Source organism: Bacillus sp. HMA207 (genome assembly GCF_003402455.1).
GTDB lineage: Bacteria > Bacillota > Bacilli > Bacillales > Bacillaceae_G > Bacillus_A > Bacillus_A cereus.
On the sequence record NZ_BEZT01000001.1, the window covers coordinates 3,913,268 to 3,926,969 of the forward strand.

A 13,702-nucleotide genomic window follows, 5' to 3' on the forward strand; every position below is an offset into this window, starting at 1 on the left:
CTCACCTATTTAACCTTCAATAATCTCCATCTTCTCCGTAATCGGAGTACGAGCTTTTCCTTCTGGTGCTTTATCGAAATAGCCGATATGAAGAATTCCAACGATACGTTGGCCTCTTGTTAAACCGATTCCTTCTATAAATAATGGATTGTAGTTTAATCCGCCTGATTTCCAAACACAACCTAATCCACGTTCCCAAGCAAGAAGTTGGAAGTTTTGCATAAATGCACATGTTGCAGCGTAATCTTCGTCACGCTGAATTTGACGTGGATCTTCATTCATATATACAACGATTTGTGCAGGTGTGCCTAAAAAACGATCTGATAAAATTTTACCGCGTTTCGCTCTTTCTTCTTCTGTGAAAGAGTTTAATACTGCGTCTACTAATTTCTTGCGGCCTTCTCCAATGTATAGTTTACAATTCCATGGTTCACGGTGCTTATGATTAGGTGCCCATGTTGCGTCGTTTAATAGTTCAATTAATAAATCTTTTTCTACTGCTTTATCTGTAAATGTACGTACAGAACGTCTTTCTTTAATCACATTTGCGATGGAAGTATATGTAGTCATATTTATCTCTCCCTTATTTTTATCTATATGTATAAGTTTATCGTTAGTATTGATATTGATTTTCAATTTCGATTATACCTTAGTTTTTTACTATTAATCAATGTTTTATGTTGGAAAACTTCTAAAAACGTCATTTCATGCTGTGAATAAAAAAACTTAGCTTGTTCACAAGTATTTCACATTTTATGGAAATGATATGTGTACAGTTTTCTACATTATCCATCTAGGAGGAGTTTACATGTACAAAAAAATCGCTGTTTGTATGACTATGGCAGCATTATTATGCGGGATATCCACCTTCCCTATATCCGCTGCCACGCCAAAAGAAGTAACACTGCATCACCATAACCCAATTTCAGAAGAAGAAATGCAATCGCTAGAAAAACTCGGCTATAACAAACATGAAATTTGGAAAGCTGCTCATATTGCAAGAATTAGTAATAAAGAAATAAAAGATGTTTTAGCTTACTATAAGCAAAATAAATCTTGGGAGAAAACAGCCGAGCATTTCGGTATAGATCCAAGTAAGCTGAAAAAGCATCATATGAATAAAGAAACAAAGCAAGCACTGCTACAACAGTTAGCAACTATGCAAAAATCCACACCGGATCAGCTAAAGCAAAAAATGAAAGAATATAACATCAAATTGCGTCATCTTACTGTGTTAACAATCATCTCTCAAAAAAGCAATACTCCTCTTGATGATGTATTAAAGATGAAAAAAGATGGAATGGACATTAAACAAATTGCCGAAAAATTAAATGTAAAAAGAGAAGATATACGAGCGGAAATGATGAAATTAGTGAAGTCGATTAAGGAAAAGAAAACAAATTAATATACCAAAAAGGAAGAGATTTTCAATACTCTTCCTTTTCTTTATGAACTTTCAATTTTCAAGTATAAATTCCCGTCTTTCCCAAAAACTAACACAAGTAAATGATGTAAGTTAGGGGTGAGAAAATGTTCGGTTTATCATCTAAGAAATCAAAAAAGACTAGTACAAAAACACTTTGTTCTATTCCAGAATTTATACAAACCATGAAAGAATCAAGTGATTTTGTCTCTTATAACATACTTAAAGATGAAACGTTGTGCTTGTTTTATTATAAATCTGTCGTGGAAGCACTTATTATTAAACAATTTATTTTAACTCCTATAAAAAAAGAATCGGAACAAATCCAAAACATCTCTGATTTATGTAATATCATCTCTATTGAAGACATTATTACCTCCCCTTCTATTGATGATATTCGTGAAAAATTATTAGGTGGATATATTTTAATACGATTAAAAAACAATGCGAATCCTGATCAATATGCTTTAATTCGTGCCGAAAGTACTGTTTTAGGAAAACGATTATATAACGATACAGAAAATGAGTATAGTGTAATCGGGCCTAAAATCGGTTTCGTTGAAAACCTTGATACAAATATCCACTTATTACGCCGAAATATCGTAACGGAGCAACTCATTTTTAAAGAAGTTACCGTCGGATCTATATCAAAAACGAAAGTAGCAGTTGCTTATATAGAAGGAATTACAAATGAACAATTTGTCAACACCGCAATTCAACGGCTAGAAGACATTGACTTTGATGTCCCATTTGATTCAACTATGATTGAGCAATTTATTAGTGATAATAGCAATTCACCTTTTCCTGTTCTATTGCCTACAGAACGATTAGATCGAGCTGTATTTGCATTAATTAACGGGGAAGTTTTAATTTTAACAGATGGCTCTCCATATGCTTTATCAGGACCAACAACGTTACTGGATTTTTTCATTTCACCAGAAGATTATTATTTACCTTGGATGATTGGATCGTTCTTTCGTATTATTCGTTTTTTCGGAGCTATATTTTCTCTTTTTTCCTCCGCTATTTATACAGCGGCTTTAACATATCATTATCAAATGATTCCTGCCGATTTACTAGGTCCTATTATTTTCTCGAGAGCTAACGTACCTTTTCCTCCTATTCTAGAAGCACTCTTTTTAGAAATTACAATTGAATTGCTTCGTGAAGCGGGAGCGCGTTTACCGACAAAAGTCGGACAAACGATCGGGATTGTTGGGGGGATTGTAATTGGCCAAGCATCCGTGGAGGCAGCTTTGACAAGTACAATTTTATTAATTGCAGTTGCTTTATCCGCTCTTGCATCTTTCACAACACCAACAGTAAAGATGTCTTCTACTATCCGGTTGTTACGCTTTCCGCTTATTCTTTTAGCCGGTGCATTCGGAGGATTAGGCCTCGCTGTCGGATTTGTATTTATTTTAGCTCATTTAATTAAATTAAAATCGCTTGGATCACCTTATTTGTTACCTTTATATCCATTTCGTGGTTTAGGTACAGCAGAAGGTTTTCTTCGATTACCATTTAGTCAAACGGCACAAAGACCTTCTTTTCTTAGACCAAAATCAAAATGGCGCTACAATCCAAACAAATCGAAGCAAAAACGTGATGGTGAGAATGAATGAAGAAAATTTTATTGCACCTTATTATCATTATCTTCTTCATTTTACAAACTGGCTGTACACAAACGTATATAGTGGATACGCAGCGTATTATTCATGTCGCTGGATTTGACATCACTAAAAACAAAAGATTCCAAGGAACTATTCTCTTCCCAGAGTACACACATGGTGTAAAGTCTAAACCAGAAACTCAATCAACATCTGCCCGTTCACTTGAGACAATCGCTTCACGATTAAATGCAAAATCACCTCACAATGTCGTTGTAGGTCAAATGCGTGTCGTCCTATTTGGAAAGGCTCTAGGAGAACGCGGAATGGGAGAGATTATTACTAACTTACAACGTGACCCAAATATCGGGCGCGATGTACAACTAGCAATTGTAGATGGATCAGCTGAGGAACTTTTAAATTACGGAAAAAAAAATGGATCTTTATACATTGCTGATTTACTTGAACAAAATATCCGAAATGAGAACATTCCACAAACCGCATTAGACATTTTTTTATATAATTACTACTCTTCTGTATGTGATGCCTATGTCCCTTATCTTAAAATGGACGATAATCATTCCGTCGCTGTCAAAGGACTTGCTTTTTTAAAAGGCGATAAAGTCGTTATGTATACGGATAAAAGACATTCTGTTTTAGCAAAATTACTTATTAACCCTACGAAAAATGGACGTTACGAAGCAGCGATAACAAAGGATAAACATAAAGGTATGGTTGTTATACAAAACTTAGCTGGGGAAAATAAGTATGATATAGATCAAACTGGCGACATACCAAAAGTAAAAATCCATTTAAAATTAAATGGATTAATTAAAAACTCTCCAAATTGGATTGATCTAAGAAAAAAAACAAATATCAACTATATAAAAAAACAAATTGAAAGAAATGTTGAAAAAGACTGTGAAGATTTAATAAAACAATTTCAAGAAAAGAAAATTGATCCTTTAGGAATACGAGATGAAATTAGAAGCCATACGAGAAAATGGAATATAAAACAAATTCGAAATATGTATCAAAATGTAGCGGTGGATATAAATTTAGATCTTAATATTGTACAATCTGGAATCGGGGAATAGTGAGGTGAAATGAGCAATGAATACAATGAATAAAACAAAAACTGTCTCTCCATATTTTGCATTTATTTTATTGCATTCTCTCCAAATCGGAATAGGAATTCTCGGATATCAACGTGTAATTTTGAAAAATGCAGGTTATGATGCTTGGATTTCTCTTATTATTGCAGGTATTGCAACTCATATTGTACTGTTTTGTATGTTAAAAATGCTTGAAAAAGACGGAGATTTAATTAGCATTCATACAACAACCTTTGGAAAATGGATTGGCTCTATATTTTCTGTAATTTTCACTCTCTATTGCTTATTATTTTGCCTTACTGTTCTTCGTACATATATGGAAGTAATACAAGTTTGGATCTTTCCTACCATTAAGTTATGGAAACTTACGCTTATGTTTTTATTAGTCACTTACTACATTATAAAAGGTGGCTTCCGTTCTGTGACAGGGATATGTTTTTGGGGTATTGTTCTTCCTATGTTCGTTGTATTCTTTTTAGTCTATCCGATGAAGTATGCACATTTTCGTAATATTTTACCTATTTTTACGCATTCCCCTTTCGACATACTTGTGTCAGCAAAACAATCTGCATTAGAATTTCTCGGATTTGAAACAATTCTTATCTTCTATCCCTTTATTGAAAAAGGAAAATCTTTAAAAAGATGGGCTCACGCAGGGATTGTTTTTAGCACTCTAATTTATGTAGTTTTAGCTATTGTATCATTTATGTATTATAGTGAAGGACAATTGAATCACACTATTTGGCCTACTTTAACGATGTTAAAAATAATTAAAGTTCCTTTTATTCAACGGTTCGAATATATTATTATTTTTGTTTGGTTTTTAATAATTTTGCCGAATCTTTGTTTAACTATTTGGTCATCATGTCAAACGATGAAGCGTTCCTTTCATATTTCATTTAAATTTACACTACCATTTTTTATTTTCATCGTTTTTACAGCTTCTTTATTTTTTAAAAATCGGGAAAGTATCAACGCATTAAATACTGTACTATCTCAAGCGGGATTGTATATTGTATACGCTTATATCCCAATTTTATTTCTAGTTCATTCGCTAAGGTGGCGCTTCAAAAATCAGTCAAAAAAATCTTCAACCGATACACCGTAATCTCTGATACAATTTGATTAATACATTTGTAAAGGGGACAAGCGAATGAAAAAGTATGTATTTTCTTTACTTGCAGTACTAAGCTTAATTCTTGCTGGCTGCGGAAGTACTGGTACAAATGACCAAAAATCTTCTGAATCAAAAAAAGAAGAACATGACCACGCATCGCACACTCAGCAAGCTGACATTCAAGAGAAAACAAAAGGAGTCGACACACTTCCGACCTTCCTAGATAAGCTTGATCCACAAATGAAAGATATCTACACCGTCGCTGGACAAAATGCAGAGCTATTAGATTGGATTCCATGCTATTGTGGTTGCGGCGAAAGTGTAGGACATAAAAATAATAAAAACTGCTTTATCCGTGAAATTAAAAAGAATGGTGAAGTTGTTTGGGATTCCCACGCAACGACTTGCGTCAATTGCCTAGAAATCGCAGTTGAATCTACTTCCATGAAACAAAAAGGAAAATCAACGCTAGAAATTCGTAACTATATCGATAATAAATATAAAGAAGGCTATGGCAAACCAACACCTACGCCAATGCCAAAAGCTTAAAAAACGAGGAAACTCCTCGTTTTTTCTTTTCATTCACTTTTTTTCTTAACAAATTCTTTCAAGTGTATTTCTCCTTACTTATCACACACTATATATAACTCTCGGTAAGGAGGGTACACAGTGCAAACATATAACGACTATGATAAAGCTCTCTATTACACGTATTGCTGTAATTGGGATAAATTACTCGTTCTCATGGTTCAAACGAACGATCAATTATTTTCTAAGCGTATTGAGCATTTTTTACACGCTTATCAATACAGCAAGGAACTACCAGAAGTTGATAAACAATTGCAGCTCCTATTTCAATATATTGACCATGCATCCCAAAAGTCGCATGTAGAAGAAGTAGAACAAATTCAAATGTAAAATATAGCGCTATTCTCTTCCGGAGAATGGCGCTTTTTTAAAATGTTTATATCAATAAAAGTTTCTCCTTATAAAACTTTTATTGATAAACATATTTTTTCTTTCTTTTCCATACCACTTCATACTATAATTTAGTATGTAACTATTATAAGAGAGGTATAAAATATGGGACGAGAAAAAAAGCAAGAATATGCTTTACTTACCGCATGGGGAGCTTCTTTTATCGCTACACTAGGAAGTCTGTACTTTTCCGAAATCATGAAATTTGAGCCTTGTGTTCTTTGTTGGTATCAACGTATTTTTATGTATCCATTCGTTTTATGGCTTGGTATCGCTGTAGCAAAGAAAGATTATCGCATTGCAAGTTATTCTTTACCAATTGCAAGTATTGGTGCTTGTATTTCTTTATATCACTATGCAATTCAAAAAGTCGCAGCATTTTCAGCTGCTGGGGCAGCTTGTGGACGTGTACCATGTACGGGAGAATACATAAACTGGTTCGGCTTTGTGACAATCCCGTTTTTAGCACTTATCGGCTTTATTACAATCGCTGTTTGTAGCTTTATTGTCATCAAAAACAAATAAGGAGATGAAAGAATGAAAAAAATGCTTATATTTGGTGGTATTATTATCGCCTTGTTTGCGGCAATTTTCGCTGTAACACAAATGGAAGAAAAAAACGCTTCAACTAGCCAAAAAATTGATAATGCTACTGGTAGTCAAACAGATGGCCCTGACTACTACACAAATAAAATTTCTCTTTCAGATCTTCAAAAGAACTTAAAAGAGAAAAAAGAAGAAACAGTATACTTTTATCAAACATCTTGCGTTCATTGCCAAAAATTATCTCCTGTCGTAGTGCCAATGGCTAAAGACTTGAACGTTGATATGAAAGTTATGGATATTGAAAAATTAGATGTTCCTTGGGATGAATATAAAATTCAAGGTACACCAACAATCATTCATTTTAAAGATGGCAAAGAAGTGAGCCGTATTAGCGGTGAACAGCCGAAAGACAAATTAAAAGAATGGCTTGAGCAAACGAAAAAGTAACGAGAAAAGGAAACTCCTTCTACACATGAAATGGGCGTAAAATCCCACACTAATGTATAAGGAGGGGGTTTTATGCCAGAAGTAAGATGTTCTGTTTCCAACTGTTCTTTTTGGGGACAAGGTAACTTTTGTCAAGCAAGTGCGATCATCGTTCAGCCTGATGCAGATGAAACTGGTCAAACTGAAAATGATTCATATACAGCTGCTGTTTTAACAAACGAAACGCTAGAAAGTTCTGTAGCAACGAGTGTAGAGACTTGTTGTCATACATTTAAGCCTAGATATTAACAATTATTCCACCTCATATACGTGAGGTGGTTTTTTCTTTCTCTCTTCTTGTTTACGTCATCTCTAATTCTCCCTATAATAAAGTTAACATTTTTATGAATACGAAGGTGGAATACTATGGCTAAAACAATTGCAGATATCGCCAAATTGGCTGGAGTTGCAAAAAGCACAGTCTCTCGTTACTTAAACGGCGGATATGTAAGTGATAAAACAAAACTTAAAATCGAAGGTATTATTCAGGAAACAAATTTCTCTCCCAATACATTTGCTCAAAGTTTAAAAGCAAAAACAACAAATTTAATTGGTGTCATCATCCCCCGATTAGACTCCTTCGCTACAATGAAAACACTTATCGGGATCGATAAAACATTACAGGAAAATAACTATCAAATGCTTGTAGCAAATGCAAATCAAACAACCGGAACTGAAATACAAGCAATTGAAAACTTTATAAAACAAAAGGTAGCTGGCATTATTTTATTAACAAAAACATTAACGAATGAACATCAAAAAATTATGGCTAATTCAAACATCCCTATTTTATTCGTCGGGCAAGAATATAAAGATCAATATTGCCTCGTTCACGATGATTATGATGCAGCTTATGAGTTAGGGGCATACGTTTTATCGCAAGGCCATCGACATATTGCCTATTTAGGAATAGAAAAAGATGATATTTCTGTTGGAATAAATCGAAAAAATGGTTTTCAAAAAGCAATTGAAAATTTAGAACCGACTTGCAACGTTTCATATTACGAAACAACTTTCCGCATAGAAGATGCCATGAAACAAGTACAACATATTTTAGATAATAATCGCCCAACTCTTATCGTATGTGCTACAGATAACATCGCTCTTGGCGCAATGAAAGTCATTCACTCCCACTCTCTTTCTGTACCAGGTGATATTTCTGTAACAGGATTCGGTGGATATGATATTTCAGAAATGGTACACCCTAGTTTAACGACAATTGCGTTTGACTATGAGTATGCTGGAAAGCTTGCTGCCACTTCTCTTTCACAGCTTGTTGAAAACAAAACTATACCAAAAATATTACACTCTCGTTATACATTAAAAATCCAAGAAAGCGTTGACAAAATATAAAGGCGCTCTATAATAAAATTAAAACCGGTTCCACATTTTAAAAACAGGATTTTCAACATCATTTCCCTGTTTTTTATTTTAACTTTTTACGGAACCGGTTCCACAAAAGAAAATTTATAGTAAGGGGGAATTTTTATGGATATGAAACAAATTGCAACTCAAGTAATACAGAATATTGGTGGAAAGGAAAACATTGTTCGTGCCACACATTGCGCGACTCGCCTTCGTCTTATATTAAAGGATGATACGAAAATAAACGCTGCAGAAATCGAAAACATCGATGGAGTAAAAGGTGCTTTTGCAACGACCGAGCAATATCAAATTATTTTTGGAACTGGCATAGTAAACAAAGTATATGATGAATTCTCAAAACTAATTGGAATAGCCAAACTAGATTCTACAACATCAAACGATATACCTAAGAAAAAAATGAATCCTATCGCCCGCCTAGCAAAGACACTATCTAATATTTTTGTTCCAATTATTCCAGCTATCGTCGCAAGCGGTTTACTTATGGGTCTACTCGGAATGTTGAAAGCGTTTAAATTAGTTCCTGGAGATCACTCACTTATCCAATTACTTGATATGTTCTCAAGTGCAGCTTTCATCATTTTACCTATTTTAATTGGAGTTAGTGCCGCTAAAGAATTTGGTGGAAACATTTTCTTAGGTGCAGTTGTTGGTGGTATATTAACTCACCCAAACTTAACAAATCCTTGGACTCTTTCAAATGCAAAACCCACTGTTTTACATTTCCTTGGTATGGATATTGATATGATTGGCTATCAAGGTACTGTTTTACCTATTTTATTATGTGTATATGTTATGAGTACAATTGAAAAAGAACTTCGAAAACGTGTTCCGAACTCTTTAGATTTATTAGTTACACCATTCTTAACAATTATTATAACTGGCTTTTTATCACTTATTATTATCGGACCAATTGGATATAAAATCGGTGACGGCATTACGTACCTTTTAAATACAATTTATCAATTTGCAGGACCAGTAGCTGGACTTATATTCGGTGGATTGTATTCAACAATCGTTCTTACTGGCTTACATCATAGCTTCCACGCTATTGAAGCGGGCTTACTCGCAAATAAAGATATCGGTGTCAATTTCTTACTCCCTATTTGGTCAATGGCGAACGTTGCACAGGGCGGTGCTACTTTAGCTGTCTATTTCAAAACAAAAAACAAAAAAACGAAAGAAATTGCAATTCCAGCAGCAGCTTCAGCATTTTTAGGAATTACAGAACCAGCTATCTTTGGTGTCAATTTAAAACTTGGTAAACCATTTATTGCAGCAGCTATTGGCGGCGCAATTGGAGGCGCTTACGTTGTTTGGATGCAAGTAGCGGCTAATGCATACGGTTTAACAGGTATTCCGATGCTTACAATTGTTGCACCTCTTGGCATGATGAACATGATTCACTATATAATTGGTTTCGCTATTGCAGTTATCACTGCTTTTGTTGCCACATTCATTTTATATAAAGAAAGTAAATAATAACGGGGTGAAAACCTATGTCAAAATATAAAACAATACTGCAATCTAATAAAGACGAATTACATTCTTTATATGAAATTGCAAACCAAGATTCATGGAAACCAATTTATCATATCCACCCACCATTTGGATTAATGAATGATCCTAACGGTGTATCATACTACAATGATGAATATCACGTTTTTTATCAGTGGTATCCATTTGGTCCCATTCATGGAATGAAGCATTGGGGGCATGTGAGGTCAAAAGACCTTATTAACTGGGAGCGTATGCCTGTAGCCATCATCCCTACTGAAAGCTATGAATCACACGGTGCATATTCTGGTAGTGCTATCGTAAAAGATGGCCTTCTTCATCTACTTTATACAGGGAATATAAAAAAGCCTGATGATTCCCGTGATGCAAAACAATGTATGGCAACAATGGATTCACAATATACGATGACGAAATATAGTAATAATCCTGTTATTGATATAATTCCTGACGGATATACAAAACATGTACGTGATCCAAAAGTCTGGAAACATAATGATATGTACTATATGTTACTCGGTGCCCAACGTGAAAATAAAACAGGAACTCTATTACTATACAAATCACAAGACCTATACAATTGGCATTTCCAAGGCGAAATTACAACAAACTTAAAAGAATTCGGATTTATGTGGGAATGCCCCGATTACTTCCAATTATCAGGGAAAGATGTACTTCTCTTTTCACCGCAAGGAATTGAAAAAGACGGAGAAAACTTTCACAATGTATACAATGTCGTTTATGCTATAGGCCATTTCGATATTAAAAATTTATATTTCCATGTTGATTCCTATTACGAAGCTGATAAAGGATTCGATTTTTATGCCCCTCAAACTTTAGAAGACTCTACTAGTCGTCGCCTATTGTTTGCTTGGGCAGGATCAAGTGAAATCACATATCCTTCTGATGATTATATGTGGGCTCATTGCCTAACACTTCCACGTGAATTAACATTAGAAGATAACATCTTAAAACAAAAACCAGTTTCAGAATTAACAAAACTACGAACAACAAAAAAAGACATTTCAGGAGATATAACAGCTGGATTAAATGTATTATCAACGCTTGATGATGAAGACTCCTATGAATTAATTGTTACACTTAAAACAGAAGATGCAAAGCGTTTTGGTCTTTCTCTCTTCCACAATGAGGAGGAATGTTTCCCCATTACATTTAATCGGGAACAAGGTACTATTTCTATAGACAGAGGCAACTTCTACCATCAATTTGGCGGAGAATATGGATTTGAACGCTGTAAAAAAATCAATATTCAAGATACGATAGAACTACAAATATTTGTAGATAAAAGCATCGTGGAAATTTTCTTATACGATGGTTCAACAGTCTTTACGTCCCGAGTTTTTCCCCAAAAAGACATGAAACATCATATCGCAATCTTTTCAGATGCAAAACTAAGCTTTACCATCACACAATATAAGCTGAAAAGAGGGATTGTATGAGAAATGTCTTTTGTATAGGTGAACTATTAATTGATTTTGTGTGCCGAAATACTAACGTTTCTTTAGTAAACGGTTCAGATTTCGAAAAAAAAGCTGGTGGAGCACCCGCTAACGTTGCTGCTGCGATTACAAAATTAGGTGGACACGCTACATTTATGGGGCAAGTAGGAAACGACCCATTTGGTGAGTTTCTTGAACAAACTTTACAGCGTGCGCAAGTCGATACATCCATGCTCATAAAAGATAAACAAACAACACTTGCATTCGTATCCATCGATCAAGATGGCGAACGTGATTTTACTTTTATGCGTGGTGCAGATGGTGAATATCAATTCAATAGCATTGATTTATCAAAAATACAAACGAATGATTTAATACATTTCGGTTCAGCGACAGCTTTACTATCAAGCCCATTAAAAGAAACGTATTTTCAGTTGTTACAATATGCGAAAGATAAAGGCCATTTTATTTCTTTTGATCCAAATTATCGAAGTGCACTCATTACAAATACAGAACAATTCTCTCAAGATTGTCTAACCTTTATAAAACATGCACACTTCGTAAAAGTAAGTCAAGAGGAAGCTACTATGCTCTCTAAAGAGAGTGATTTACAACAAGCTGCACTCAAATTATTAAATTATGGCGCAAAAGTAGTAGCTATTACACTTGGAAAAGACGGTACCCTTCTTGCGACAAATGAAGGTCAAACTATTGTCTCTTCTATTTCCATTCAACAAGTCGATACAACTGGTGCTGGTGATGCTTTCGTTGGAGCAATGTTATATCAGATTGCCCAAAGTGAACATACACTTTCGTATCATTTCAAAGACTTAACAGCGTTTATCTCCTTTGCAAATAAAGTAGGCGCTATCACATGTACAAATTACGGTGCAATTGCCTCTCTTCCATCATTAACAGATATAAAAGCATACGATTAATCGTATGCTTTTTTACATCCCTCTCCAAAAATCATGCATAATAAAAAAGTACAAAATAACGAGAACGGCCGTCCCGCATAAGGTAATGCGCCGATATATACTCTTCTCTCCTTCCCTCGCTTTCACAAACGCCCAAATAAATCCGAAGAACAATATTAAATCAACATATGGAACATAAAAAGAAAAGACGAGAAACGCATATAAATACACGATAAATAAACAGGTCGTTACTAAGAAAACTTTAAACGCAAATTCACTTTTCATAATATAACCGCCCCCTATCTGTACTGTATTATATTCAGCAAAATACAATAGTTGCAGTTAAACTCCAAGTATAAATAAGCTACCGTCTATAATACGGTAGCCATTACGGAACATTGTATTTCCGTTTATATATATTACTTAAAATCGAAGAAGGAATTTGCTCGTAACGAACTTTCTCTCCTGTTTCATCTATAATATACGAATTGTTTCCTATATAATATATTCCATCTTTTCGTTTTGAGTACACTGGATATCTTTCATTTGGCAATACCGTTTTCACTTTCGTTAACTGTCCATTTGGTTCTTGCCAATATATATCCGCGCGGTCTACTAGCGTAAGTACTCCAATTTGTTCTTCTTCTATTTTTCGACCATTCCAGCTCACAACGCGATAACCAAGCTTATTCGCTTCATATTCGGGGCTCGTATGAAAACGAGAAATGATTACTTTTGTTTGTAATTGTACTCGGTCATATAACCATTGTATATCCCTGTCATGCATACGAATGCAGCCATTTGATTCCCTACTTCCAATCGTCCATTCCCGGTTCGTCCCGTGAATTGCATATTCATTCTTATCTAGTCCAAGCCACCTCGTACCAAGAGGGTTATTCGGTGCACCCCCAGGTATTTTTTTTCGATGGTATTCTTTATTTTTAAATTTAGTTATAATACAAAAATTACCTTCAGGCGTAGGTGTACGATCTCTTCCAGTCGTTACTGGAAATGTTTTTGTGTAATTTCCATTTTCAAAAAAAGACAACTGGTTCGTCGTAAGATTTACTAATATTAAATGATCTGTATTAGCAAAAGCACTAACCGGTAGGATGAAAAATAATAGTATGATGAAACATAACTTTTTCAGCT

At 34.6% G+C, this 13,702-nt stretch carries 16 protein-coding genes; 13 read left to right on the plus strand and 3 right to left on the minus strand.

Annotation, left to right across the window (positions count from 1 at the left end; genetic code table 11):
* Positions 1-9: 9 nt before the first annotated feature.
* The gene (locus HMAS_RS20245; protein WP_116344989.1) at positions 10-570 is read right to left on the minus strand and encodes a nitroreductase family protein; all 561 of its coding nucleotides are present in this window, start codon (positions 568-570) and stop codon (positions 10-12) included.
* Positions 571-808: 238 nt separating this feature from the next.
* Between HMAS_RS20245 and HMAS_RS20250 the strand changes: the two genes are divergently transcribed.
* The 13 genes from HMAS_RS20250 to HMAS_RS20310 all read left to right on the plus strand — a co-directional run bounded on the left by HMAS_RS20250 (position 809) and on the right by HMAS_RS20310 (position 12,571).
* Positions 809-1,405 (plus strand): hypothetical protein, encoded by a 597-nt coding sequence (locus tag HMAS_RS20250; RefSeq protein ID WP_069604139.1) that lies wholly within the window; start codon positions 809-811, stop codon positions 1,403-1,405.
* 125 nt (positions 1,406-1,530) lie between these two features.
* A complete protein-coding gene (locus tag HMAS_RS20255; protein ID WP_116344990.1) occupies positions 1,531-3,048 on the plus strand; it encodes a spore germination protein in 1,518 nt (505 codons plus the stop codon).
* Positions 3,045-4,130: a Ger(x)C family spore germination protein gene (locus HMAS_RS20260; protein WP_000722252.1), complete on the plus strand. Its 1,086-nt coding sequence runs from the start codon at positions 3,045-3,047 to the stop codon at positions 4,128-4,130. The genes HMAS_RS20255 and HMAS_RS20260 overlap by 4 nt, the downstream gene beginning before the upstream one ends.
* 16 nt (positions 4,131-4,146) lie before the next feature.
* Positions 4,147-5,256 (plus strand): GerAB/ArcD/ProY family transporter, encoded by a 1,110-nt coding sequence (locus HMAS_RS20265; RefSeq protein WP_001095034.1) that lies wholly within the window; start codon positions 4,147-4,149, stop codon positions 5,254-5,256.
* 45 nt (positions 5,257-5,301) lie between these two features.
* Positions 5,302-5,814 (plus strand): PCYCGC domain-containing protein, encoded by a 513-nt coding sequence (locus HMAS_RS20270; RefSeq protein ID WP_044306899.1) that lies wholly within the window; start codon positions 5,302-5,304, stop codon positions 5,812-5,814.
* A gap of 120 nt (positions 5,815-5,934) precedes the next feature.
* Positions 5,935-6,183, plus strand: a complete 249-nt coding sequence (locus HMAS_RS20275; RefSeq protein ID WP_001195459.1) for a YhdB family protein — start codon at positions 5,935-5,937, stop codon at positions 6,181-6,183.
* Between the two features lie 165 nt (positions 6,184-6,348).
* Complete coding sequence (locus HMAS_RS20280; protein WP_000532263.1) at positions 6,349-6,768, plus strand: disulfide oxidoreductase; 420 nt, start codon at positions 6,349-6,351, stop codon at positions 6,766-6,768.
* 12 nt (positions 6,769-6,780) lie between these two features.
* Positions 6,781-7,236 carry a thioredoxin family protein gene (locus HMAS_RS20285; protein ID WP_000738436.1) on the plus strand — a complete coding sequence of 152 codons (456 nt, stop codon included), beginning with the start codon at positions 6,781-6,783 and terminating at the stop codon, positions 7,234-7,236.
* A gap of 72 nt (positions 7,237-7,308) precedes the next feature.
* On the plus strand, positions 7,309-7,524 hold the full coding sequence (locus HMAS_RS20290) for a DUF1540 domain-containing protein (protein WP_001115482.1): 216 nt from the start codon (positions 7,309-7,311) through the stop codon (positions 7,522-7,524).
* Between the two features lie 117 nt (positions 7,525-7,641).
* Positions 7,642-8,628, plus strand: a complete 987-nt coding sequence (locus HMAS_RS20295; RefSeq protein WP_001140402.1) for a LacI family DNA-binding transcriptional regulator — start codon at positions 7,642-7,644, stop codon at positions 8,626-8,628.
* 135 nt (positions 8,629-8,763) lie between these two features.
* The gene (locus HMAS_RS20300) at positions 8,764-10,140 is read left to right on the plus strand and encodes a sucrose-specific PTS transporter subunit IIBC (protein WP_088867643.1); all 1,377 of its coding nucleotides are present in this window, start codon (positions 8,764-8,766) and stop codon (positions 10,138-10,140) included.
* A 17-nt stretch (positions 10,141-10,157) separates the two neighbouring features.
* On the plus strand, positions 10,158-11,633 hold the full coding sequence (gene scrB / locus HMAS_RS20305) for a beta-fructofuranosidase (protein ID WP_074619040.1): 1,476 nt from the start codon (positions 10,158-10,160) through the stop codon (positions 11,631-11,633).
* Positions 11,630-12,571, plus strand: a complete 942-nt coding sequence (locus HMAS_RS20310; protein ID WP_001246640.1) for a carbohydrate kinase family protein — start codon at positions 11,630-11,632, stop codon at positions 12,569-12,571. The genes scrB and HMAS_RS20310 overlap by 4 nt, the downstream gene beginning before the upstream one ends.
* Positions 12,572-12,583: 12 nt before the next feature.
* On the opposite strand, the gene HMAS_RS20315 is transcribed toward HMAS_RS20310, so the two are convergent.
* Together HMAS_RS20315 and HMAS_RS20320 are read right to left on the minus strand one after the other, a co-directional pair.
* On the minus strand, positions 12,584-12,835 hold the full coding sequence (locus HMAS_RS20315) for a hypothetical protein (RefSeq protein WP_000834195.1): 252 nt from the start codon (positions 12,833-12,835) through the stop codon (positions 12,584-12,586).
* Positions 12,836-12,938: 103 nt separating this feature from the next.
* Positions 12,939-13,700 carry a L,D-transpeptidase gene (locus HMAS_RS20320; protein WP_025709928.1) on the minus strand — a complete coding sequence of 254 codons (762 nt, stop codon included), beginning with the start codon at positions 13,698-13,700 and terminating at the stop codon, positions 12,939-12,941.
* Between the last annotated feature and the right edge of the window lie 2 nt (positions 13,701-13,702).

Coding starts and splice junctions, on each gene's coding strand:
- HMAS_RS20245 (WP_116344989.1), bottom strand. CDS start 570: ATGACTACATATACTTCCATCGCAAATGTGATTAAAGAAAGACGTTCT.
- HMAS_RS20250 (WP_069604139.1), top strand. CDS start 809: ATGTACAAAAAAATCGCTGTTTGTATGACTATGGCAGCATTATTATGC.
- HMAS_RS20255 (WP_116344990.1), top strand. CDS start 1,531: ATGTTCGGTTTATCATCTAAGAAATCAAAAAAGACTAGTACAAAAACA.
- HMAS_RS20260 (WP_000722252.1), top strand. CDS start 3,045: ATGAAGAAAATTTTATTGCACCTTATTATCATTATCTTCTTCATTTTA.
- HMAS_RS20265 (WP_001095034.1), top strand. CDS start 4,147: ATGAATACAATGAATAAAACAAAAACTGTCTCTCCATATTTTGCATTT.
- HMAS_RS20270 (WP_044306899.1), top strand. CDS start 5,302: ATGAAAAAGTATGTATTTTCTTTACTTGCAGTACTAAGCTTAATTCTT.
- HMAS_RS20280 (WP_000532263.1), top strand. CDS start 6,349: ATGGGACGAGAAAAAAAGCAAGAATATGCTTTACTTACCGCATGGGGA.
- HMAS_RS20285 (WP_000738436.1), top strand. CDS start 6,781: ATGAAAAAAATGCTTATATTTGGTGGTATTATTATCGCCTTGTTTGCG.
- HMAS_RS20290 (WP_001115482.1), top strand. CDS start 7,309: ATGCCAGAAGTAAGATGTTCTGTTTCCAACTGTTCTTTTTGGGGACAA.
- HMAS_RS20295 (WP_001140402.1), top strand. CDS start 7,642: ATGGCTAAAACAATTGCAGATATCGCCAAATTGGCTGGAGTTGCAAAA.
- HMAS_RS20300 (WP_088867643.1), top strand. CDS start 8,764: ATGGATATGAAACAAATTGCAACTCAAGTAATACAGAATATTGGTGGA.
- scrB (WP_074619040.1), top strand. CDS start 10,158: ATGTCAAAATATAAAACAATACTGCAATCTAATAAAGACGAATTACAT.
- HMAS_RS20310 (WP_001246640.1), top strand. CDS start 11,630: ATGAGAAATGTCTTTTGTATAGGTGAACTATTAATTGATTTTGTGTGC.
- HMAS_RS20315 (WP_000834195.1), bottom strand. CDS start 12,835: ATGAAAAGTGAATTTGCGTTTAAAGTTTTCTTAGTAACGACCTGTTTA.